Source organism: Streptomyces sp. NBC_00019, assembly GCF_045041015.1.
Classification (GTDB): domain Bacteria; phylum Actinomycetota; class Actinomycetes; order Streptomycetales; family Streptomycetaceae; genus Streptomyces.
This window is the reverse complement of sequence record NZ_CP108302.1, coordinates 6,604,032-6,626,355: the sequence shown is the minus strand read 5'-3', so window position 1 is coordinate 6,626,355 and position 22,324 is coordinate 6,604,032. Positions and strand designations below refer to the sequence as shown.

Below are 22,324 nucleotides of genomic sequence, written 5' to 3'. Positions count from 1 at the left end.
AACCTCATAGTCCGCTCATGAAGAGATCATCGGGGGCGCGCATAGGCGCCACGCTCGCCGTGAGCGCGCTGTCACTCGCCCTCATCACGGGCTGTTCGGACGAGGGTTCGGACGACGCCAAGGAAACGGGGTCGGATTCCTCCTCGTCGGCCCCGGCCGGGAAGACGTACACCGCGGCCGAACTGCAGAAGCTGATCCTCGCCCAGGGCGATGTGGACGGCTACAAGGTCGCCAAGACCCTCGGGGCTCCGGAGACCAAGGACGAGGTCACGACCTCCGACGAGAAGTGCCGGCCGCTCGCTTTCGCCATGTCGGCCCAGGCGCCCGGTGACGCGGCCGCGGAGACCAGCGTCCAGGCCACTCAGGAGAAGAACCCCACCGACACCGCCTCCAAGTCCGTGGAGGACCTGGCGGAGGGCGAGGTGGAGGACACCCTCACGGACGCGATGAGCGTCAACGTGACGATCGTCGGCCTCTCGTCCTACGAGGGCGACGGCGCGGCCAAGACCTTCAAGTCCGTCTCGGACGCCGTCGAGGGCTGCTCCGGCGGCTTCACGGTCACCGCGGACGGTGAGAAGCAGAAGCTCACCAAGATCACCGCGGAGAAGGGTTCGGGCGCCGGCGACGAGTCGGTCGCCTTCGCCTCCGAGGGCGAGATGGAGGACTCGGCCGACACCGGTACCGTCCACGCCGAGGTCGTCCGGCACGGCAACACCATCGCCACGTACTACACGATCAACCTCGGCTCGCTGATGACCGGCAAGGCGTACACGATCGACGGCACCGTCGTCGACGCGCAGGCCAAGAAGCTCAAGTAAGCACCGTCGCAAGGGGCCCTGTCGCACGACAGGGCCCCTTCATGCTGTCTATCGAAGCGGTCCGGTGACCGTCTCGGCCGCCGCCACCAGCTGCCCGCTGCGCACGAACGCGTCCGCCGCGGCCAGGTCGGGCGCGAGGAACCGGTCCGGGCCCGGACCCTGGACGCCCGCCTTCCGTACGGCCTCGATGACCGCCTGCGAGGCCGGCGCCGGGGACAGCCCCTCGCGCAGCTCCACCGCGCGCGTGGCGGCGTACAGCTCGACGGCGACGACCCGGGTGAGGTTGTCGACGGCCGTCCGCAGCTTGCGCGCCGCCGACCAGCCCATGGACACGTGGTCCTCCTGCATCGCGGAGGACGGGATCGAGTCCGCCGACGCCGGCACGGCCAGCCGCTTCATCTCGCTCACCAGCGCGGCCTGGGTGTACTGGGCGATCATCAGCCCCGAGTCGACGCCCGCGTCATCCGCGAGGAACGGCGGCAGACCGTGGCTGCGGTTCTTGTCGAGCAGCCGGTCGGTACGCCGCTCCGCGATGGACGCGAGGTCGGCGGCGGCGATGGCCAGGAAGTCCAGCACGTAGGCGACGGGTGCGCCATGGAAGTTGCCGTTGGACTCGACCCGCCCGTCGGGCAGTACGACGGGGTTGTCGACGGCGGACGCCAGCTCGCGCTCGGCGACCAGCCGCGCATGCGCCATCGTGTCCCGCCCGGCGCCCGCGACCTGCGGGGCGCAGCGCACCGAGTAGGCGTCCTGGACGCGCGGCGCGTCGTCCTGGTGGTGCCCGGTGAGCTGCGAACCCTTCAGCACGGCCAGCATGTTGGCGGCGCTGGCGCCCTGCCCCGGGTGGGGGCGAATGGCGTGCAGTTCGGGGGCGAGGACCTTGTCGGTGCCGAGCAGGCCCTCCATCGACAGGGCGGCCGTGATGTCGGCCGACTTGTAGAGCATGTCGAGGTCGGCGAGTGCCATGACCAGCATGCCGAGCATGCCGTCGGTGCCGTTGAGAAGGGCGAGGCCCTCCTTCTCCCGCAGCTCGACGGGGGCGATGCCGTGCGTGGCGAGCAGCTCACCGGCGGGCCGCAGGACCCCGTCCGGTCCCTCGGCGTCCCCCTCGCCCATGAGCGTGAGGGCGCAGTGGGACAGGGGCGCGAGGTCCCCGGAGCAGCCGAGGGAGCCGTACTCGTGCACGGCCGGGGTGATCCCGGCGTTCAGGACGTCGGCCATGGTCTGCGCGACCTCGGGACGGACACCGGTGTGCCCCGAGCAGACGGTCTTCAGTCGCAGGAACATCAGCGCCCGTACGACCTCCCGCTCCACGCGCGGGCCCATGCCGGCGGCGTGCGAGCGGACGATGTTGCGCTGGAGCTGGGCGCGGAGCTCGGTGCTGATGTGCCGGGTCGCCAGTGCGCCGAAGCCGGTGCTCACGCCGTAGACGGGGTCGGGCTTGGCGGCCAGCGCCTCCACGATCTCGCGGGCGGCGGCGAGCGCCGTGACCGCCTCGGCGGAGAGCTCGACCCGGGCGCCGTCGCGCGCAACGGCGAGAACGTCGGACGCGGTCACCCCGGACGTCCCCACCACCACAGTGTGCATATCCATATTCAGGAGCGTACGCACTGAAGACGAGGATGTCACGAGTGGGGTAGGGGTTTGCCCCTTACCCGTGCGTACGTCACAGACGCCGCCCCCGGAACCGCCGCCGCTCCGCACGCCCTTCCCCTGAGGGCTCGTCGGCCAGTCGTACGACGGGGTCGTCGGGCCCCTCCCGCCCCGCGACGACCGGCTTGGCGGCGTGTTCGGCCTTCGCCCGGTACTGCGCGGCGTCGGCGAGCCGGAACAGCCGGCGGGCGGAGCGGACGGGTCCGATGGGATCCTCGGTCGACGCGACACCGCAGGCCACACCGTCCCCCAGCTCCAACTCGGCGGCCCGGCGGCACAGTTCGTCGGCGGCCTTCACCACCTCGTCGGCCCCGGGCCCCACGACGAGCAGACAGAACTCGTCCCCGCCGAGCCGCGCGGCGAGCGCCCCCGGCAGCATGGCGCCACAGAGGGAGAGGACGGACCCGAACCGCTCCAGAAGCCGGTCCCCGACGGCGTGCCCCTGGGTGTCGTTGACACGCTTGAGCCCGTTCAGATCGCAGACGACGAGGCTGACGACGACACCCTCCCGCTTGTGCCGCTCCACCGCTTCGTCAAGGCGTACGTCGACGGCGCGACGGTTCGCGAGTCCGGTGAGCGCGTCGGTGAACGCCAGCCGTCTCGCCTCCTCCAGCCGCTCGGTCTGGGCGATCCCGGCGGCGACGACCGAGGCGAGGACGGTGGCGAAGTCGGCGTCGGCGCGGTCGAAGACGGGTTGCCCGGCGGGGCGGGCGACGTAGAGCTCGCCCCAGGCGCGGCCGTTGAGCACGATGGGGGCGACGACGCAGCAGCCGCGGCCCCTTCTGCGGAGGGCGGCGACTCGCTGGTGGACGTATCCGGGCCGGCGCCCGGCGGCGGGTCCCTCGGCCGTCTCCACCCAGGCGTTGGGCTCGCCGCCGCCGGCCCACCTCTCGTGCAGGAACTCGGTGATCTCGGGGAACTGGTGGACGGGGTACGCCTCGCCGTCGGGGAACTCCTTCTCGTCGGGCGCCCGCTCGCCGACGTTGACGAGGACCCTGAGTCGTCCGAGCTCCCGCTCCCATACGGACAGCGCGGCGAAGCTCCCGCCGAGGGCACGGCAGGCACCGGTCGCCGCGGCGCGCCACGCCTCGCGTGAACCATGGGCTGCCGCCATGCCCTGAGCCAACGCGACGACGGCCGCGAGCCGCTTGTCCTCACCCATCACTCCAGGCTAGGGAGGTTTGGGACGAACAGGGACATTGATGCGCCGAACAGGTGTTGGGGGGCGCGGAAAGGTGGGGGCGGCTGAGCGGTTCGGCGGAGTGCGGGTGCGTGGGGGCTGGTCGCACCCCGCGGCGGAGCCGCTGATGTCACAGCCCCGCACCCCTCAGGTGCGTGTGGCTGACGTCAGCCACATGTCGCCCGCCCTCAGCCCACTACTCCCCCGGCCACTCAGGCGTCCTCTTCTCGTTGAACGCCCGTACCCCCTCCGCCCGGTCCCCCGAGAACGCCACCGATCTCCACGCCGCGTCCTCGACCTCGAGGCCCGCCCTCAGGTCGAGCCCGTGCCCGAGCCGCAACGCCTTCTTCGCGGCTCTCAACCCCACCGGGGAGTTCGCGGCGATCCGCGCCCCCAGCCCCAGCGCCTCCTCCCGGTCCCGCCCCTCCTCCACGAGCAGATCCACGAGCCCCAGCTCCCGGGCCTCCCCGGCCTCCACCCGTCGCGCCGTGAAGATCAGCTCCGCGGCCCGGGCGGCGCCCACCCGCCGCGGGAGCAACTGCGTACCCCCACCGCCCGGAATCACCCCGACCGAGACCTCGGGCAGCCCCACCACGGCCGTACGGTCCGCCACGATCACGTCACACGACAGGGCCAGCTCAAAGCCGCCGCCCAAGGCAAACCCGTGCACCGCCGCGATCGTCGGCACCGGGAGTTCCAGTACCCCGGTGTACGCACCGCGAGCCACCGGCCGCTGGCGCACCAGGTCGGCGTCGCTGAAGGAGTTCCGTTCCTTGAGGTCCGCCCCGACACAGAACGCCCGCTCGTGCGTCGACGTCAGCACGACCACCCGTACGTCCTTGTCGTCCCCCAGCGCCGCACAGGCCGCCGCCAGCGACCGGGCCATCTCCGTCGACACGGCGTTCATGGCCTTCGGCCGGTCGAGGGCGAGCTCCGCGACGTGCCCGTGCCGCCGCACCAGCACGAACTCCCCGAACCGTTCCTCGCTCATGACACCCTCCGGTTAACGCGGGTTAACAACATCCGCCCCGATCATCGCAGCCCGGCCCCCGGCGCGAAAGGGCAGCAGGCGCGGCCGGTTCCCGCACTCCCGCCCGGCTCCCCGTTCGAGTGACATCCCGCCCAACTCGGGTCCCACCGCCCACAGGAGCGCATAGCGTGCGCTCCGGCTCGGCGCACCGGGGGCGCGAGCGCATGGGGAGGGATCGCGATGACGACGATGACGGACACCGCACCACGGCTGGACGCGGCCTTCGCCCAGGCTCCGGAGATCGCACCGCCCAGCCTCTTCGCGGCTCCCCGCGGCCGGCACCGCCGCCCCCGCCCCCGCAAGATCCTCCTCGCCGCCGGCGGACTCGCCCTGGCCGCCGGAGCACTGGGCCTCGTACGGCTGGCGTCCGAGCCCGGCCTCGGCGGCGGCCCGGGCACCGCCACCACGGAGGCCGAACCCCGCTTCGACGACCCCGGCACCGGCACGGACCGGGCGACCAACGCCGCCGCGACCGTCGGTTCGGTACCGAAGGTGAGCCCGTCGGCGACCGCCACGATGGGCGGGGCCGGCGCGGCACCGACGGCGGCCGGGACCCTCGTACCGCTCCCGTCCGCGACGACCGTCGCACCGGCGGGCTCCGTGGTCCCCGCGGCCGTCGCCACGACCATCCCCGACGCCCCGAACACCCCGGCACCCGCGACCACACCCCCGGCGGCGGCCCCGAGCAGCGCGGCCTCGCAGCCGGCGCCCGGTCCGACACCGAGTCAGACCACGCCGTCCCCCGGACCGCAGCAGCCCGGCGGGGTGTGCGTGCCCGTCATCGGACTGTGCGTGGGCCCGCTGGGCCGCTGAGCAGCGGTTACGCCGGCCCGCCGGCGCGCCGCGTCAGCAACCACGGCTCCACCACGCCCAGACCACGCACCGGCCGCTGCCACATCGGCTGTAGCCCGAAGCGGTACGTCGGCGGCTCCTCGCCCTCCTTCTCGGCGGTGGCCGCGGCCTCGGCGGCCTCCGCCTCGGAGGCGGGGGCCTCGGTGGTGCGGATCAGCTCCTCGGCGAACGCGGCGTCGACGAGCACGGCGTCCCGGGGAGCTATCGAGGTCAGCCGGGAGGCCAGGTTCACCGTCGTACCGAAGACATCGCCCATACGGGTGGTCACCGTGCCGAAGGCGATGCCGACGCGCAGCTCCGGCATGGTCTCGTCGTTCGCCATCGTCTCGATGAGCCGCAGCGCGATCTCGGCGGCGACGCCCGCGTCGTCGGCGGCGTACAGCACCTCGTCGCCGAGGGTCTTGATGAGCCGGCCGCCGTGCGCGGCGACCAGGTCGGCGGCGGTGGTCTCGAAGGCCTCGACGAGCTCGCCGAGTTCCTCCTCCTCCATACGACGGGTCAGCCGTGTGAACCCGACGAGGTCGGCGAACCCGACCGCGAGCCGCCGGTCCACCATCTCCTCGTCGTCGGCGGCCTGCACGACCCGGCCCGCCGAGGCGGCGAGCTGGCGCCGCCAGACGTAGACGAGGAACTCCTCCAGCTCGGGCAGGAGCAGCTCGATGATCGGGTACGTCACCTCGGTACGGGTCATCCCCGGCTCGGGCGGCTCGGTCAGGCCCTCCAGGAAGGAGTCGATCTGCCACTCCGCGAGCCGGGCGGTGGTCTGCCCGGTGGACCTGGCCACCTGCACGGCCATCGCCTCGCTCAGCAGCCCCGCCTCGACCAGACCGGCGAGGCGCCGCAGCGCGAGGACGTCGGCTTCCGTGAACGCCTTGGCCTGTCCGACGTCCGCGAAGCCCATCGCCCGCCAGAAACGGGTGGCCAGCTCCATCGAGACGCCGGCGGTGCGGGCCGCCTGGAAGGGCGTGTAGCGCCGCTCGGCGCCGAGGATCAGCGCCTCCAGACGCACGGCGAGCGGGTGCGGGTCCCCTCCGGGGGTGGCGCCGTTCGTGTCCGCGCCGGAACCCGTGTCGTCGACGGTCACGCCTGCTGCCCTTCCGATCTGCCGCGGTCAGGTATCGACCGGCCTTCACTTTACGTCAGGTGTGCCGTAGCTCACTCCCGTGGAGCCGAGAGAAGGAGTGGCTTGTGTTGCCGGTCGCGTGCGGGCCTGTTGTGGCTGGTCGCGCCCCGCGGCGGAGCCGCTGATGTCACAGCCCCGCGCCCCTTGGGGGCGTGCGGTCACGCAGGTCGCAAATGGACGATGTCTCCTGCTCCCACCGGCTCCTGTACGCCCTCCTCCGTCGCGATCACCAGGCGGCCGTCGCCGTCGACCGCCACCGCCTCCCCAGTGATCGAACGATCACCCGGGAGCTCCGCACGTACCGTCCGCCCCAGCGTCGCGCAGCCCGCCGCGTACGTCTCCTGCAAACCGCTCGCCGCCGGGTCTCCCCCCGCCTCGCGCCAGCGGCCGTACCCCTCCTCCAGAGACCGCAGCACGGCCCGCAGCAACGGGTCACGGTCCGTGGTGATCGCCCCGGCCAGCAGCAGCGAACCCGCCTGCGGGACCGGGAGCTCCTCCTCACGCAACGTGACGTTGATGCCGACGCCGACGACGACCCCGTCCTCCCCGGCCCGCTCCGCGAGGATCCCGCCGGCCTTGCGTTCCTCGCCGCCGATGGAAACCAGCAGGTCGTTGGGCCACTTGAGTGCCGTGTCGATGCCCGCCGCCCGGGACAGCCCCGTCGCGACGGCCACGCCCGTCAGCAAGGGCAGCCAGCCCCAGCGGGTCACCGGCACCTCGGTCGGCTTCAGCAGGACGGAGAAGAAGAGCCCGGAGCGGGCCGGTGCCGTCCACTGCCGGTCCAGTCGGCCCCGCCCGGCCGTCTGCTCCTCGGCGACGAGAACCGCACCCTCCTCGGCCTCCCCCTTCACGGCGAGCTCCACCAGGTCGTTGTTGGTGGACCCGGTGCGCTGCACGACATCCACATCGCAGTACAGCCCCCCGTGCCCACCGTCCCGCACCAGCCCTCGCCGCAGCGCGGCCCCATTGAGGGGCGGACGATCGAGGTCGGACCAACGGCTGTCGTCTGAAGCATCTCGCGGCGTCATGCAAGCCACCCTAGGTGTGTGAAACGCCGCACTGCTGATTGGTAGCGCCACCACTACTCTACGGATGAGTAACCGTCCCCCCTTTTGAGCAGGCAGGGAGCCGCCCCCCGATGTCCGAGCCGGTAGAGATCGACATCCACACCACCGCGGGCAAGCTCGCGGATCTCCAGCGCCGCTTCGAGGAAGCGACGCACGCCGGCTCCGCACGCGCCGTCGAAAAACAGCACGCCAAGGGCAAGTTGACGGCCCGTGAGCGGATCGAGCTGCTGCTCGACGAGGACTCCTTCGCGGAGTTGGACGAGTTCGCGCGGCACCGCTCCACCAACTTCGGCCTGGAGAACAACCGCCCGTACGGCGACGGAGTCGTCACCGGGTACGGAACCGTCGACGGCCGCCCCGTCGCCGTGTTCTCGCAGGACTTCACCGTCTTCGGCGGCGCCCTGGGCGAGGTCTACGGCCAGAAGATCGTCAAGGTCATGGACTTCGCGCTGAAGACCGGCTGTCCGGTCATCGGCATCAACGACTCGGGTGGCGCGCGGATCCAGGAGGGTGTCGCCTCGCTCGGCGCGTACGGCGAGATCTTCCGCCGTAACACCCACGCGTCGGGGGTCATCCCGCAGATCAGCCTGGTCGTCGGGCCGTGCGCGGGTGGCGCCGTGTACTCCCCCGCCATCACCGACTTCACGGTGATGGTCGACCAGACCTCGCACATGTTCATCACCGGCCCGGACGTCATCAAGACGGTCACCGGCGAGGATGTCGGCTTCGAGGAGCTGGGCGGCGCCCGCACCCACAACTCGGTGTCCGGCGTGGCGCATCACATGGCCGGGGACGAGAAGGACGCCATCGAGTACGTCAAGCAGCTGCTGTCGTACCTGCCGTCCAACAACCTCTCCGAGGCGCCGGTCTTCGCGGAGGAGGCGGACCTCGCCCTCACCGACGAGGACCGCGAGCTGGACACGATCGTGCCGGACAGCGCGAACCAGCCGTACGACATGCACTCGGTGATCGAACACGTCCTGGACGACGCCGAGTTCTTCGAGACGCAGGCCCTGTTCGCACCGAACATCCTCACCGGCTTCGGCCGCGTGGAGGGGCACCCGGTCGGCATCGTCGCCAACCAGCCGATGCAGTTCGCCGGCTGCCTCGACATCACGGCGAGCGAGAAGGCGGCGCGTTTCGTCCGTACCTGCGACGCCTTCAACATCCCGGTCATCACCTTCGTGGACGTGCCCGGCTTCCTCCCGGGCGTCGACCAGGAGCACGACGGCATCATCCGCCGCGGCGCCAAGCTGATCTACGCGTACGCGGAGGCCACGGTCCCGCTGATCACGGTGATCACCCGCAAGGCCTTCGGCGGCGCCTACGACGTCATGGGCTCCAAGCACCTGGGCGCCGACCTCAACCTCGCCTGGCCGACCGCCCAGATCGCCGTCATGGGCGCCCAGGGCGCGGTCAACATCCTGCACCGGCGCACGATCGCCGAGGCGGAGGCGAACGGGGAGGATCTGGAGGTGGTCCGCGCCCGGCTGATCCGGGAGTACGAGGACACCCTCCTCAACCCCTACGTCGCGGCCGAGCGCGGCTACGTCGACTCGGTCATCATGCCGTCCGACACCCGCCGCCACATCGTCCGCGGCCTGCGCCAGCTGCGCACCAAGCGGGAGTCCCTGCCCCCGAAGAAGCACGGCAACATCCCCCTCTAAGGAGCCGCTGTGACGATCAGAGTCGTACGGGGCAACCCCACCCCCGAGGAGCTGGCCGCCGCTCTGGCTGTGGTCCGAGCCCGCGCCGCGGCGGCAGCAGCCGCTCCGTCCGGCGCCCCCGAACAGCGGGACGGGTGGTCGGACCCGTCCCGCATCGCGGCACACCGTCTGCCCCAGCCGGGGCCGACGACCTGGGCACGTTCCTACTGGCCCGGTTAGAGGATCGCCGCCACGGCTTCGGCCATCACCTCGTATCCCTCGTCGTTCGGGTGCAGGTGATCGCCGAAGTCGTAGGCGGGGTCGAGCCGGTCCGGGTCCTGCGGATCGGCCATCAGCCGCTGCAGGTCCACCACGGCGTCGTACTCCCCTGAACAACGGATCCACTCGTTGACCTCGTGGCTCACCTTCGCTGCGTGTTCACCCCAGTGGTCGGACCCGCCGAAGGGCAGCAGGGTCGCACCCACCACCCTCAGTCCCCGGCCCCTTGCCTGCCGTATCAACTCCCGGTATCCGGCGACGATCTCGTCCGCCTCCACCACCGGCGCCGGCTTGTACGTCGGCTGCTCGTCCGTCTCGCTGAACCCGATGTCGTTGAGCCCGAGCAGCACGACCAGCGTGTCCGCGCCAGGCCGTTCCAGGACGTCCCGCCGCAACCGGTGAACCCCCTTCTCCCCGTACCACGCGGAGTCGTTGAGCAGCAGGTTCCCGCCGATCCCCGCGTTCAGGACGGGCCGTCCCGTGAGCCGGGCCAGCGTGTCCGACCAGCGTCGGTCCGCACCCGGTGTGGATCCGAACCCGTCCGTGAGGGAGTCCCCGAACAGCGCGACCCCGTCCGTCCGGCCGGCGTCCACCTCCACCGCGCTCAGGAAGTACCAGGACTCGCTCGCCGCCTCGAACCCCTCCCCGTCCACGTCGTCCAGCAGGTCGCCCTCTCCCCGCCGGCTGGTCGTGAAGGCCTGTGCGTGGAAGGTCGCGGGCCCGGTCGCCGTGTCGAAGTACAGCGTGACCGTCATCGACTCCCCCGCCGCGACGGCGAGTCGGACGGCGTCGCTGACGATCTCCCCGCGTGCGGGGATCTCGGCGTCCGGCCCGCCTTCGAAGGTGAGCCTCGTCGACGATCCCGCGTACCCCGCGCTCGCGCCCGCGATCCGCACCGGCGAGGTGCCGTACGCGTGGGACAGCCGCACCCGCACCCGGTCCCCGCCCCCGCTCAGCCGGACGACCTGACGCAGCGACTGCCGCCAGAAGCCCTCCCGGGACCAGTTGGGCGTGAAGCCCTCGCTCGGCAGCTGAGGTGACGCGGTCCAGACGGTGGTGAACATGGCACGCCCTTCCAAACGGGACCAGAGTTCCTTTAACAGGAGTCAGACTAACGGAACTCCAGACCCTTTTGGTGAATTTGAGTACGCGTACTCAGGCGTCGCCCCAGGCCTCCCCCGCACCCTGGAGGCATGTTGTGGTCCGACCCCGAGAACGAGCCGCCCAAGGAACTGCGCGACATGCAGGACATGCTGCGGAGACTGGGACTCTTCCTCGCGTTGGCCATGGTGCTCGCGATGATCGTGCTCGGCGTCGGCTGACGGACGCCGATACCCTGACCGCATGACTGATCAGCCGCGCCGCCGACTCGTTCTCGCCTCGCAGTCCCCCGCCCGGCTCAACCTGCTGAGGCAGGCCGGACTGACCCCCGAGGTGCTGGTGAGCGGGGTCGACGAGGACGCCGTCACCGCCCTCACCCCCGCCGATCTGGCGCTCGCCCTGGCCGAGGCGAAGGCTTCCGTCGTCTCGGCGAAGCCCGAGGTCAAGGGCGCGCTGGTGATCGGCTGCGACTCGGTGCTCGACCTGGACGGCGAGGCGCTCGGCAAGCCCGCCGACCAGGAGGAGGCCACCGCCCGTTGGAAGGCCATGCGCGGCCGCGCGGGCACGCTGCAGACCGGGCACTGCATCTACGACACCGTCACCGGACGGTATGTCTCCGGCGTCGCCTCGACCGTCGTCCGCTTCGGCGAGCCGACCGACGAGGAGATCGCCGCGTACGTCGCCTCCGGCGAACCCCTCTACGTCGCCGGGGCGTTCACCCTGGACGGCCGCTCGGCGCCGTTCATCGAGGGCATCGACGGCGACCACGGCAACGTGATCGGCATCAGCCTGCCCCTCGTTCGCAAGCTGCTGGCCCGACTGGGCGTCGGCATCACGGAGTTGTGGGCGCCGGCGCAGGCCTGACCGGGCTCGCACCGTCCCCCTCGGGGGTCTCCGGACCCGCCCTGGGGCCCTCCGGGTCCCCCTTGGGGGCGTCCGGCTTCGCGTCGGCGGGCTCCTGAGGACGGTCGTACGTCATCAGGAGCAGCACTATGAGGCCGAGCACGGCCACCATGAACACGAATTCGGGCCAGCCCAGCAGCCCCCACGCGAACGCGCCCAGCAGCGCGTGCACCACGGCCGCGCTGATCAGCAGGACGCGGCCGAGGCCGGCCGGCGGACGGTTCCGCAACGCCACGAGCAGCGCGACCACGCCGCACAGCGCGAAGTAGAGACCGAAGACGATGCCGCCGATCTTCGACGACAGCGACATCACGTCCGGGTCCAGTCCCGCCAGGGACATGTCCTGCCGGTCCACGACGACGCCCATGAACCACTGCACCGCCGCGATACCGAGCGCCTCGACGAAGAGCACGACCGCCACGATCCATGCCACCGGTCTACGCACCACCGGCCCCCACCCACTCTCAAGCCGAGCTCTTGTTACCTCAAGTACGTTCGATACACGCGAACGCTACTAACGGGTAAACCGCGGGACAAGGGTTCTACGGAGGGCAAAGAATCATTGGGCCATTCGTAGGGACTCCACAAAGAAAGCGAGTGGTCCGCAGCACGCTCTCACAGAGACCTTGACCACAGAGGGGGGCTAGGGTTTCCCGGAGGAGTCCTGCGTACCGAGGTGCGACAAGGGATTTCGCGGGTCGAGCGAGCCTCGAATCACGCTCCGTGTGGGCAAGCTCACCATTGGGGACGGGTCGAAGTGCCGTGTCGGCAGTCCCTAAACTCGGCTTGTTTCAAGGAGGGAGCCTCAATCGTGCGCAAGGTGCTCATCGCCAACCGTGGCGAAATCGCTGTCCGCGTTGCCCGGGCCTGCCGGGATGCCGGCATCGCGAGCGTGGCCGTGTACGCCGACCCGGATCGGGACGCTCTGCATGTCCGCGCCGCGGATGAGGCGTTCGCCCTGGGTGGTGACACCCCGGCGACGAGCTACCTGGACATCGAGAAGGTCCTGAACGCGGCGCGCGAGTCGGGTGCGGACGCCATCCATCCGGGCTACGGATTCCTGTCCGAGAACGCCGAGTTCGCTCAGGCGGTCCTGGACGCGGACCTGATCTGGATCGGCCCGCCCCCGCAGGCCATCCGTGACCTGGGTGACAAGGTGGCCGCCCGGCACATCGCGCAGCGCGCGGGCGCCCCGCTGGTCGCCGGTACGCCGGACCCGGTCTCCGGTGCGGAGGAGGTCGTGGCCTTCGCCGAGGAGCACGGTCTGCCGATCGCCATCAAGGCCGCCTTCGGTGGTGGCGGTCGCGGTCTGAAGGTCGCCCGCACCCTCGAAGAGGTACCGGAGCTCTACGAGTCGGCGGTCCGTGAGGCCGTCGCCGCGTTCGGCCGCGGCGAGTGCTTCGTCGAGCGCTACCTGGACAAGCCGCGGCACGTGGAGACGCAGTGCCTGGCCGACTCCCACGGCAACGTGGTCGTCGTGTCGACGCGTGACTGCTCGCTGCAGCGCCGCCACCAGAAGCTGGTCGAGGAGGCCCCCGCGCCCTTCCTCTCCGACGCCCAGGTCGCCGAGCTGTACGCCTCCTCGAAGGCCATCCTCAAGGAGGCCGGCTACGTCGGCGCCGGCACCGTGGAGTTCCTCGTCGGCCTCGACGGCACGATCTCCTTCCTGGAGGTCAACACCCGTCTCCAGGTGGAGCACCCGGTCACCGAGGAGGTCGCCGGCATCGACCTCGTCCGCGAGATGTTCCGCATCGCAGACGGCGAGGCGCTCGGCTACGGCGACCCGGAGCTGCGCGGCCACTCCTTCGAGTTCCGCATCAACGGCGAGGACCCGGGCCGCAACTTCCTCCCGGCCCCCGGCACGGTCACCGTGTTCAACGGACCGTCCGGCCCGGGCGTCCGGCTGGACGCCGGCGTCGAGTCCGGCTCGGTCATCGGCCCGGCCTGGGACTCCCTGCTGGCCAAGCTGATCGTCACCGGTGCCACCCGTGAGCAGGCCCTGCAGCGTGCCGCGCGTGCCCTGGAGGAGTTCCAGGTGGAGGGCATGGCCACGGCCATCCCGTTCCACCGCGCGGTCGTCAAGGACCCGGCGTTCGCTCCGGAGCTGACCGGCAGCGAGGACCCCTTCACGGTCCACACCCGCTGGATCGAGACCGAGTTCGTCAACGAGATCAAGCCCTTCGCCGCCCCCGCCGACGCGGAGACGGACGAGAAGCAGGACCGCGAGACGGTCATCGTCGAGGTCGGCGGCAAGCGCCTCGAGGTCTCCCTGCCGTCCTCGCTCGGCATGTCCCTGGCCCGCACCGGCCTCGCGGCGGGCGCCAAGCCCAAGCGCCGCGCGGCCAAGAAGTCCGGCCCCGTCGCCTCCGGCGACACCCTCGCCTCCCCGATGCAGGGCACGATCGTCAAGATCGCCGTCGAGGAGGGCCAGGAGGTCAAGGAGGGCGACCTGGTCGTCGTCCTGGAGGCCATGAAGATGGAACAGCCGCTCAACGCGCACAAGTCCGGCACCATCAAGGGCCTGTCCGCCGAGGTCGGCGCCTCGCTCACCTCGGGTGCGGCGATCTGCGAGATCAAGGACTGACCCACCTTCCCCGGAAGGTCGTAGGACATCCCGGAGCGCCCGGCGGACTGACTGTCAGTCCGCCGGGCGCTCCTTTTCCGGCATCCTGGAGACACACGCGGGCACGAGAGAGGGCAGGTGGGAGCCATGGGGAACCAGGAGGCCACGGCGACACCCACGGCGACGCGTGCCATGCGCGCGGACGCCCGCCGCAACTACGACCGCCTCCTCGCCGAGGCCCGCACCGCCTTCGCCGCCCACGGCTCCGAAGCGTCCCTGGAGGACGTGGCCCGCCGAGCAGGCGTGGGCATCGGCACCCTCTACCGCCACTTCCCCAACCGCAACGCCCTGTTGAGCGCGGTCTTCGAGGACGCGGTGAACGACCTGCTGGCTCGCGCGAGCGAACTGCGCCGGTCACCGGAGCCCTGTGCGGCCCTGGTGACCTGGCTGCGCGAGATGATCAGCCAGGCGAGCGAGTACCGGGGCCTGGCAAGGGCGTTGATGTCCGTCTCCCACGACGACACCTCGGCCCTGGCGCGGTGCAGCGACCCCATCCGGGAAGCGGGCGGCGCCCTCCTGACCCGCGCGCAGGAGGCGGGTGCGGTACGCGAGGACGTGGTGATCGGTGATCTGCTCCAGCTGACACACGCCATCGCGCTGGCAGCGGAGGAGACGTCGAGCGACCCGGACCTGGCGGACAGATTGCTGATGCTGACGCTACGGGGCTTGAAACCCGCCTAGGGACAACGCCCCCTAGGGGCGCGGGGCTGTGACATCGGCGGCTCCGCCGCGGGGCGCGACCAGCCACACCCAACCGGCACCCGCGCAACAGACACGAACCCCTACGGCGAATAGGCGAACCCGAACCTAACGCCGCCGCATATCCGCAACCCGAGCCGCCCGCTGCTCCGCCCCCGCCGCCGGCTCACTCAGAACCGACGTTGCCCGAAGCCCCGCCCCGGCGGAGCCGGCCGGCACTCGGCGAGGCCCTGGGAGGGACACGTCCCGGCGAGGTTTGCGCGGGGGGACCGAATCACTCCCCGAGGCCCCGGCGACAGCGATCTGAACACCCTGGTCGGCCAGCGCCTGCAACTCCGTGGCCGCACGATCGTCGTGCGCCGGGGGCTCGTCGGTCACCAGCCGGGTGATCACATCCGTGGGCACGGTCTGGAACATCGTGTCCGAACCGAGCTTGGTGTGATCGGCGAGGACGACGACCTCCGCGGCGGCCTGCACCAGCGCCCGGTCGACGGATGCCGACAGCATGTTGGACGTCGACAGCCCGCGCTCGGCGGTGAGTCCGCTCCCGGACAGGAAGGCCCGCGAGACCCGCAGCCCCTGGAGGGACTGCTCGGCGCCGGAGCCCACCAGGGCGTAGTTGGAACCGCGCAGAGTGCCGCCGGTCATCACGACTTCCACCCGGTTGGCATGGGCCAACGCCTGAGCCACCAGCAGGGAGTTGGTGACGACGGTCAGCCCGGGTACGCGAGCGAGCCGACGGGCCAGCTCCTGTGTCGTCGTACCCGCCCCGACCACGATCGCTTCGCCCTCTTCGACGAAGTTCGCGGCGAGGTCGGCGATGGCCGTCTTCTCGGCGGTCGCGAGATGTGATTTCTGCGGAAAGCCGGACTCCCGCGTGAACCCGCCCGGCAATACCGCACCGCCATGTCGGCGGTCGAGGAGTCCTTCTGCCTCCAGTGCGCGCACGTCCCGCCGTACGGTCACTTCGGAGGTCTGGACGACGCGGGCGAGCTCACGGAGCGATACGGCCCCGTTCGCTCGCACCATTTCGAGGATCAATTGGCGACGTTCTGCAGCGAACACGAAACTGACAGTAACCCCAACGACCGTCTGCTTTCAGCAGTATGCGCCGAATAACAGAAGTTGTTCGCACAGAAGGGTCGGGAGTGGTATAGGGCCTACGCCCCTCGACTATGCCGTACGAATGGTCGACAACTCCCTGTGACCAGCGGGGAGTCGGTTTCAGCCGTCAGCTCTCGGCCGTCTCCTTGCGGGTGTGGAGCTGGCGTGCGACCTCGGCGATCGAGCCCGAAAGAGACGGGTACACGGTGAAGGCGTTCGCGATCTGCTCGACGGTCAGGTTGTTGTCGACCGCGATCGAGATCGGATGGATCAGTTCCGAGGCGCGCGGCGACACGACCACACCGCCGACGACGATGCCCGTGCCGGGACGGCAGAAGATCTTGACGAAGCCGTCGCGGATGCCCTGCATCTTGGCGCGCGGGTTGCGCAGCAGCGGGAGCTTGACGACACGGGCGTCGATCTTGCCCCCGTCCACGTCCGCCTGCGTGTAGCCGACCGTGGCGATCTCGGGGTCGGTGAAGACGTTGGAGGAGACGGTCTTGAGGTTGAGCGGGGCTACCGCGTCGCCGAGGAAGTGGTACATGGCGATACGGCCCTGCATGGCGGCCACGGACGCGAGGGCGAAGACACCGGTCACGTCACCGGCGGCGTACACGCCGGGAGCCGTCGTCCTGGACACCTTGTCGGTCCAGATGTGCCCGGACTCGCGCACCTTGACGCCGGCCTCCTCCAGACCGAGGCCCGCGCTGTTGGGGATGGCGCCGACGGCCATGAGGCAGTGGGTACCGGTGATGACGCGGCCGTCGGAGAGGGTGACCTCGACCCGGTCGCCGACCCGTTTGGCGGCGGCGGCGCGGGAGCGGGCCATGACGTTCATGCCGCGGCGCCGGAAGACGTCCTCCAGCACGGCGGCGGCGTCCGGGTCCTCGCCGGGGAGGACCCGGTCACGGGACGAGACGAGGGTGACCTTCGAGCCGAGCGCCTGGTAGGCACCGGCGAACTCGGCACCGGTCACACCGGAACCGACCACGATGAGCTCTTCCGGCAGCTCGGTGAGGTCGTAGACCTGCGTCCAGTTGAGGATGCGCTCGCCGTCGGGCTGGGCGTCGGGCACCTCGCGGGGATGGCCGCCGGTCGCGATGAGGACGGCGTCGGCGACGAGGGTCTCCTCGCTGCCGTCGGCGGCCTGGACGATGACCTTGCGGGAGCCGTCGAGGGCCTGCATGCCCTCGAGGCGGCCACGGCCGCGCAGCACCCGGGCGCCGGCGCGGGTGACGGAGGCGGTGATGTCGTGGGACTGCGCGAGCGCGAGCCGCTTCACACGACGGTTGACCTTCCCGAGGTCCACGCCGACCACACGGGCGGCCTGCTCCAGGGGTGGGGTGTCGTCGGCGACGATGATGCCGAGCTCTTCGTACGACGAGTCGAAGGTGGTCATCACCTCGGCCGTAGCGATAAGAGTCTTCGACGGCACGCAGTCGGTCAGGACCGACGCTCCGCCCAGACCGTCGCAGTCGACGACGGTCACCTCCGCGCCGAGCTGCGCTGCTACCAGCGCCGCTTCGTATCCGCCGGGTCCGCCACCGATGATCACGATCCGAGTCACGTACTCCATTGTCCCGCACGCTTCAAGGTGCTACTGCCCGGGGGCCACGGGACGGTCCATGTTGTTACCTACGGGACGGGCGGGTCGGCCGTTTCGACTGCCGTACCCTCTCCCCATGTCGCTCTACGCCGCGTACGCCGGCAACCTCGACGCGCGGCTGATGACGCGCCGCGCACCGCACTCGCCGATGCGCGCGACCGGCTGGCTGAACGGATGGCGGCTGACCTTCGGCGGCGAGCAGATGGGCTGGGACGGTGCGCTCGCGACGCTCGTCGAGGACCCCGAGTCCCAGGTCTTCGTCGCGCTGTACGACATCGCGCCGCCGGACGAGGACTCGATGGACCGCTGGGAGGGTGTCGGCCTCGGCATCTACCGCCGGATGCGGGTGCGGGTGCACACCCTGGAGACCGAGGAGTCGGCGTGGCTGTACGTCCTCGACGCGTACGAGGGGGGCCTGCCGTCGGCGCGCTACCTCGGCGAGATCGCGGACGCGGCGGAATCGGCGGGGGCGCCCCACGACTATGTGATGGAACTCCGCAAGCGCCCCTGCTAGCTCTCGCGCCCCTCGTGCCCCTCCTTGCGCCGGACTTCGTTGGAAACGACAAGACAACGATCGTCATCCCGTTAGCTCTGTCATCTACGCGCGTAGGCCGGAAGAGGCTACGCTCATCCGCGTGAACGCATCTCTTCTTCCGGACGACATCCAGGGCGACCCGCATGCCGCCGCCGACGCCGCCGCCGCGCGCCTGCGCGAACTGACCGGCGCCGAGACCCACGACGTCGCCCTCGTGATGGGCTCCGGCTGGGCTCCGGCCGTGGACGCGCTCGGCGTTCCCGACGCCGAGTTCCAGGTCACCGAGCTGCCCGGGTTCCCGCCGCCGGCGGTCGAGGGCCACGGCGGCAAGATCCGCTCGTACAAGATCGGCGAGAAGCGGGCCCTGGTCTTCCTGGGCCGCACGCACTACTACGAGGGCCGTGGTGTGGCCGCCGTCGCGCACGGCGTCCGTACGGCCGTGGCGGCCGGCTGCAAGACGATCGTGCTGACCAACGGCTGCGGGGGGCTGCGCGAGGGCATGCGTCCCGGGCAGCCGGTGCTGATCAGCGACCACATCAACCTCACGGCGACGTCGCCCATCATCGGCGCGAACTTCGTGGACCTGACGGATCTGTACTCCCCCCGTCTTCGCGCCCTGTGCAAGGAGATCGATCCCACGCTGGAGGAGGGTGTCTACGCCCAGTTCCCCGGCCCGCACTACGAGACGCCGGCCGAGATCCGGATGGCCCGTGTCATCGGTGCGGACCTGGTGGGTATGTCGACGGTCCTCGAGGCGATCGCTGCGCGCGAGGCGGGTGCGGAGGTTCTGGGTATCTCCCTGGTGACCAACCTCGCCGCGGGTATGACGGGCGAGCCTCTGAACCACGAGGAGGTTCTCCAGGCTGGCCGTGACTCGGCGACCCAGATGGGTGCGCTGCTGGGCCAGGTGCTGAGCCGGCTGTAGCCGACGGGGCTTTTTCCTCGCCCCCGCCGCCCCTACCCGTCCCATCCCTGGGGGCTGCGCCCCCAGACCCCCGCTTCGGCCCCTCAAGGGCCTCGTCCTCAAACGCCGGACGGGCTGAAATGCAGTGACGGTCGTCAGTGAATTCAGCCCCTCCGGCGTTTGAGGGGCGGAGCCCCCTGGGAGTCCCCGCACACCGACACGAGAGGTTGACCCGACGTGCACGACGATCTCATCGCACGAGCCACCGCATGGCTGGCCGAGGATCCCGACACGGAGACCCGTGACGAGCTCGCCAAGCTCATCGAGGCCGGAGACGTCACCGAACTCGCCGCGCGCTTCAGCGGCACCCTCCAGTTCGGCACGGCGGGCCTCAGGGGCGAGCTCGGGGCCGGACCGATGCGTATGAACCGCAGTGTGGTCATCCGCGCCGCCGCCGGTCTCGCCGCGTACCTCAAGGGGAAGGGCCGGAGGGACGGTCTCGTCGTCATCGGTTACGACGCCCGCCACAAGTCCGCCGACTTCGCCCGCGACACCGCGGCCGTGATGACCGGCGCCGGACTCAGGGCCGCCGTCCTCCCCCACCCCCTCCCCACCCCCGTCCTGGCGTACGCCATAAGGCACCTCGGCGCGGTCGCCGGCGTGGAGGTCACCGCCAGCCACAACCCGCCCCGCGACAACGGCTACAAGGTCTACCTCGGCGACGGATCGCAGATCGTGCCCCCCGCCGACGCGGAGATCGCCGCCGAGATCGACGCCGTGCGGTCCCTGGACGACGTCCCCCGCCCGGACGCCGGCTGGGAGATCCTCGACGGCGCCGTCCTCGACGCCTACCTGGCCCGCACGGACGCCGTCCTGTCGGAAGGCTCCCCCCGCACCGCCCGGACCGTCTACACGGCGATGCACGGCGTCGGCAAGGACGTCCTCCTCGCCGCCTTCGCCCGCGCCGGCTTCCCGGAGCCGGTGCTCGTCGCCGAGCAGGCCGAGCCCGACCCGGACTTCCCGACCGTCGCCTTCCCCAACCCGGAAGAGCCCGGCGCGATGGACCTCGCCTTCGCCAAGGCCCGCGAGACGGACCCCGACCTGATCATCGCCAACGACCCGGACGCCGACCGCTGCGCCGTGGCCGTCAAGGCCGGCGCCGACTGGCGGATGCTGCGCGGTGACGAGGTCGGCGCGCTCCTCGCCGCGCACCTCGTCCGACGCGGCGCGCAGGGGACCTTCGCCGAGTCCATCGTCTCCTCCTCCCTCCTCGGCCGGATCGCCGAGAAGGCGAACCTCCCCTACGAGGAGACCCTCACCGGCTTCAAGTGGATCGCCCGTGTCGAGGGCCTGCGCTACGGCTACGAGGAGGCCCTCGGCTACTGCGTCGACCCCGACGGCGTACGGGACAAGGACGGCATCACCGCCGCCCTCCTGATCACCGAGCTGGCGTCGGAGCTCAAGGAGCAGGGGCGCACGCTGCTCGATCTCCTCGACGACCTCGCCGTGGAGCACGGTCTGCACGCCACCGACCAGCTGGCGGTCCGCGTCGAGGACCTGTCGGTCATCGCCGACGCCATGCGGCGCCTGCGCGAGCAGCCGCCGACCGAGCTGGCCGGACTGGCGATCACCAAGGCCGAGGACCTCACGAGGGGCACCGACAAGCTGCCGCCCACCGACGGTCTGCGGTACACCCTCGACGGCGCCCGCGTCATCGTCCGGCCCAGCGGCACCGAGCCCAAGCTCAAGTGCTACCTGGAGGTCGTCGTCCCGGTCGCCTCCCACGCCGACCTGCCCACGGCCCACGCGAAGGCGACGGACCTGCTGGCGACGATCAAGCGGGACCTGTCGGCGGCGGCCGGCATCTGACCCGCCCGTTGGGCTGCCCTCACCGACGGGGGCAGCCCAACGGGTGATTTCACCGCGTCGATCGACGCGCGCTCCACGCCTCGGCGCCCACCCCGGGCAACGGTGACGGTTGTCCCGTCCGCCGAGCCCCGGAGCCGCCCCCGTGTCCTCGACCGCCCCCGAAACCGCCCCCGGCGGCAGCATCCCGGGCAGCCGGCGACCCGAGACCGCGTCCCGCCCGCACCCCGCCGTCCACGCCCTGCGCCGCGCGGCCCCGGCCCTCGGCGCCTTCGTCGCCGTACGGCTCGCGGGCCTGCTGTTCCTCGCGCTGTGGGCCCATCACCAGGACCACGGTCTGTGGCCGATCCTGGCGCGGCAGTGGGACGCGAAGTGGTACCTCGGCATCGCCGACCACGGGTACGCCCGGGAGGTCGGCACCGAGGGAAGCAACCTGGCGTTCTTCCCGCTCTACCCGGTCCTGGTCAAGGCGGTCGCGGCCGTCACCCCCGGCACCCGAGCCACCACCGGTCTGTGCCTCGCCGTCGCCGCGTCCTTCGTCGCGGCCTGGGGGGTGTTCGCGGTGGGCGACCGGCTGTACGGCCGCCGGGTCGGGGTTCTGGCCACCGTTCTGTGGGCCGCGTTCCCGGTCGGCCTGGTGCAGTGGATGGGCTACACCGAGTCCCTGTTCACCGCGTGCGCGGCCTGGTCGCTGTACGCGGTGCTCACCCGCCGCTGGCTGTGGGCGGGCACGCTGGCCGTGCTCGCGGGTCTGACCCGCCCGACCGGCATCGCGCTGGCGGCCGCGGTCACCGTGACGGCCCTGCTGTCCCTGCGCCGCGGCTTCTCCGTGCGCGCGCTCACGGCCGCTCTCCTGGCCCCGCTCGGCTGGTGCGGGTACATCGCCTGGGTGGGCCTGCGGGTGGGCCGCTGGGACGGCTACTTCGCCGAACAGCGGGTGTGGAGCAACGAGATGGACGGCGGCCGGCGGACCCTGCGGGAGATCCGCCAGCTGCTGGTGCGGGACTCGACGCCGCATCTGTTCCTGGTACTGGTGACCCTGGTGCTGATCGCCTCGGTGGCGCTGTTCGCGCTGTCGGTGCGCGACCGTCAGCCCCTGTGCCTGCTGGTCTTCACGGGCGTGACGCTGCTCATCGTCCTGACCAGCGGCGGCGTCTACTTCCCGCGGGCCCGCTACCTCCTGCCGGCCTTCCCGCTCCTGCTGCCCCTGGCCCTGCGGCTCTCCCACGCCGCCCGTCGCCACCGCGTCCTCGTCCTCACGGCGGCGGTGGCGGGCTCGGTGTACTGGGGCGCGTACATGGCCCTGGTGTGGCCGGGGGCGCCGTGACGCCCCGC

General features: G+C 71.2%; 21 protein-coding genes. 12 read left to right on the top strand and 9 right to left on the bottom strand.

What is annotated here, in order from left to right; genetic code table 11:
- Nucleotides 1–17 precede the first annotated feature (17 nt).
- Nucleotides 18–818 (top strand): hypothetical protein, encoded by an 801-nt coding sequence (locus tag OHU89_RS31375; RefSeq protein WP_405647847.1) that lies wholly within the window; start codon nucleotides 18–20, stop codon nucleotides 816–818.
- A gap of 48 nt (nucleotides 819–866) precedes the next feature.
- Here OHU89_RS31375 and hutH read toward each other — a convergent pair whose 3' ends face one another.
- The 3 genes from hutH to OHU89_RS31360 form a co-directional block, all read right to left on the bottom strand.
- Entirely contained in the window at nucleotides 867–2,405 is a 1,539-nt protein-coding gene (hutH, locus tag OHU89_RS31370; RefSeq protein ID WP_405654732.1) for a histidine ammonia-lyase, read from the bottom strand.
- A gap of 79 nt (nucleotides 2,406–2,484) precedes the next feature.
- Nucleotides 2,485–3,633 carry a diguanylate cyclase domain-containing protein gene (locus tag OHU89_RS31365; protein WP_405647845.1) on the bottom strand — a complete coding sequence of 383 codons (1,149 nt, stop codon included), beginning with the start codon at nucleotides 3,631–3,633 and terminating at the stop codon, nucleotides 2,485–2,487.
- Between the two features lie 214 nt (nucleotides 3,634–3,847).
- Entirely contained in the window at nucleotides 3,848–4,642 is a 795-nt protein-coding gene (locus tag OHU89_RS31360) for an enoyl-CoA hydratase/isomerase family protein (protein ID WP_266888714.1), read from the bottom strand.
- 219 nt (nucleotides 4,643–4,861) lie between these two features.
- Between OHU89_RS31360 and OHU89_RS31355 the strand changes: the two genes are divergently transcribed.
- Nucleotides 4,862–5,494 carry a hypothetical protein gene (locus OHU89_RS31355; RefSeq protein ID WP_405647843.1) on the top strand — a complete coding sequence of 211 codons (633 nt, stop codon included), beginning with the start codon at nucleotides 4,862–4,864 and terminating at the stop codon, nucleotides 5,492–5,494.
- Between the two features lie 7 nt (nucleotides 5,495–5,501).
- Here the strand turns inward: OHU89_RS31355 and OHU89_RS31350 are convergent, their stop codons facing one another.
- Both OHU89_RS31350 and OHU89_RS31345 read right to left on the bottom strand, forming a co-directional pair.
- Nucleotides 5,502–6,617, bottom strand: coding sequence for an adenylate/guanylate cyclase domain-containing protein (locus OHU89_RS31350; RefSeq protein ID WP_405647841.1), 1,116 nt, complete (start codon nucleotides 6,615–6,617; stop codon nucleotides 5,502–5,504).
- Between the two features lie 197 nt (nucleotides 6,618–6,814).
- Nucleotides 6,815–7,684 carry a biotin--[acetyl-CoA-carboxylase] ligase gene (locus OHU89_RS31345; RefSeq protein WP_405647839.1) on the bottom strand — a complete coding sequence of 290 codons (870 nt, stop codon included), beginning with the start codon at nucleotides 7,682–7,684 and terminating at the stop codon, nucleotides 6,815–6,817.
- A gap of 110 nt (nucleotides 7,685–7,794) precedes the next feature.
- On the opposite strand from OHU89_RS31345, the gene OHU89_RS31340 reads away from it, so the two are divergent.
- Complete coding sequence (locus OHU89_RS31340) at nucleotides 7,795–9,390, top strand: acyl-CoA carboxylase subunit beta (RefSeq protein ID WP_266888718.1); 1,596 nt, start codon at nucleotides 7,795–7,797, stop codon at nucleotides 9,388–9,390.
- Nucleotides 9,391–9,399: 9 nt separating this feature from the next.
- A complete protein-coding gene (locus tag OHU89_RS31335) occupies nucleotides 9,400–9,609 on the top strand; it encodes an acyl-CoA carboxylase epsilon subunit (RefSeq protein ID WP_405647837.1) in 210 nt (69 codons plus the stop codon).
- Here OHU89_RS31335 and OHU89_RS31330 read toward each other — a convergent pair.
- Nucleotides 9,606–10,712 carry an SGNH/GDSL hydrolase family protein gene (locus OHU89_RS31330; protein WP_405647834.1) on the bottom strand — a complete coding sequence of 369 codons (1,107 nt, stop codon included), beginning with the start codon at nucleotides 10,710–10,712 and terminating at the stop codon, nucleotides 9,606–9,608. The genes OHU89_RS31335 and OHU89_RS31330 overlap by 4 nt on opposite strands.
- Nucleotides 10,713–10,841: 129 nt before the next feature.
- Here OHU89_RS31330 and mmpB point away from each other — a divergent pair, with 129 nt between their 5' ends.
- Both mmpB and OHU89_RS31320 read left to right on the top strand, forming a co-directional pair.
- Complete coding sequence (mmpB, locus tag OHU89_RS31325) at nucleotides 10,842–10,970, top strand: morphogenic membrane protein MmpB (RefSeq protein WP_095046738.1); 129 nt, start codon at nucleotides 10,842–10,844, stop codon at nucleotides 10,968–10,970.
- A gap of 22 nt (nucleotides 10,971–10,992) precedes the next feature.
- Entirely contained in the window at nucleotides 10,993–11,613 is a 621-nt protein-coding gene (locus OHU89_RS31320) for a Maf family protein (RefSeq protein ID WP_405647832.1), read from the top strand.
- Here OHU89_RS31320 and OHU89_RS31315 read toward each other — a convergent pair.
- Nucleotides 11,582–12,100 carry a hypothetical protein gene (locus OHU89_RS31315; RefSeq protein ID WP_365392101.1) on the bottom strand — a complete coding sequence of 173 codons (519 nt, stop codon included), beginning with the start codon at nucleotides 12,098–12,100 and terminating at the stop codon, nucleotides 11,582–11,584. The genes OHU89_RS31320 and OHU89_RS31315 overlap by 32 nt on opposite strands.
- Nucleotides 12,101–12,463: 363 nt before the next feature.
- On the opposite strand from OHU89_RS31315, the gene OHU89_RS31310 reads away from it, so the two are divergent.
- Together OHU89_RS31310 and OHU89_RS31305 are read left to right on the top strand one after the other, a co-directional pair.
- The gene (locus OHU89_RS31310; RefSeq protein WP_405647828.1) at nucleotides 12,464–14,236 is read left to right on the top strand and encodes an acetyl/propionyl/methylcrotonyl-CoA carboxylase subunit alpha; all 1,773 of its coding nucleotides are present in this window, start codon (nucleotides 12,464–12,466) and stop codon (nucleotides 14,234–14,236) included.
- Between the two features lie 126 nt (nucleotides 14,237–14,362).
- Nucleotides 14,363–14,956 (top strand): TetR/AcrR family transcriptional regulator, encoded by a 594-nt coding sequence (locus OHU89_RS31305; protein ID WP_405647826.1) that lies wholly within the window; start codon nucleotides 14,363–14,365, stop codon nucleotides 14,954–14,956.
- Nucleotides 14,957–15,082: 126 nt separating this feature from the next.
- Here OHU89_RS31305 and OHU89_RS31300 read toward each other — a convergent pair whose 3' ends face one another.
- Nucleotides 15,083–16,003, bottom strand: a complete 921-nt coding sequence (locus OHU89_RS31300; RefSeq protein WP_405654730.1) for a DeoR/GlpR family DNA-binding transcription regulator — start codon at nucleotides 16,001–16,003, stop codon at nucleotides 15,083–15,085.
- A 202-nt stretch (nucleotides 16,004–16,205) separates the two neighbouring features.
- On the bottom strand, nucleotides 16,206–17,654 hold the full coding sequence (locus OHU89_RS31295; RefSeq protein WP_405647823.1) for an NAD(P)H-quinone dehydrogenase: 1,449 nt from the start codon (nucleotides 17,652–17,654) through the stop codon (nucleotides 16,206–16,208).
- A 106-nt stretch (nucleotides 17,655–17,760) separates the two neighbouring features.
- Here OHU89_RS31295 and OHU89_RS31290 point away from each other — a divergent pair, with 106 nt between their 5' ends.
- The 4 genes from OHU89_RS31290 (at nucleotide 17,761) to OHU89_RS31275 (ending at nucleotide 22,316) form a co-directional block, all read left to right on the top strand.
- Complete coding sequence (locus tag OHU89_RS31290; protein ID WP_405647819.1) at nucleotides 17,761–18,198, top strand: gamma-glutamylcyclotransferase; 438 nt, start codon at nucleotides 17,761–17,763, stop codon at nucleotides 18,196–18,198.
- Nucleotides 18,199–18,319: 121 nt separating this feature from the next.
- Nucleotides 18,320–19,144 carry a purine-nucleoside phosphorylase gene (locus OHU89_RS31285; RefSeq protein WP_046261167.1) on the top strand — a complete coding sequence of 275 codons (825 nt, stop codon included), beginning with the start codon at nucleotides 18,320–18,322 and terminating at the stop codon, nucleotides 19,142–19,144.
- Nucleotides 19,145–19,360: 216 nt separating this feature from the next.
- Entirely contained in the window at nucleotides 19,361–20,992 is a 1,632-nt protein-coding gene (locus OHU89_RS31280; protein ID WP_405647817.1) for a phospho-sugar mutase, read from the top strand.
- Nucleotides 20,993–21,134: 142 nt separating this feature from the next.
- Nucleotides 21,135–22,316 (top strand): hypothetical protein, encoded by a 1,182-nt coding sequence (locus OHU89_RS31275; RefSeq protein ID WP_405647814.1) that lies wholly within the window; start codon nucleotides 21,135–21,137, stop codon nucleotides 22,314–22,316.
- The last annotated feature ends 8 nt before the right edge of the window (nucleotides 22,317–22,324 follow it).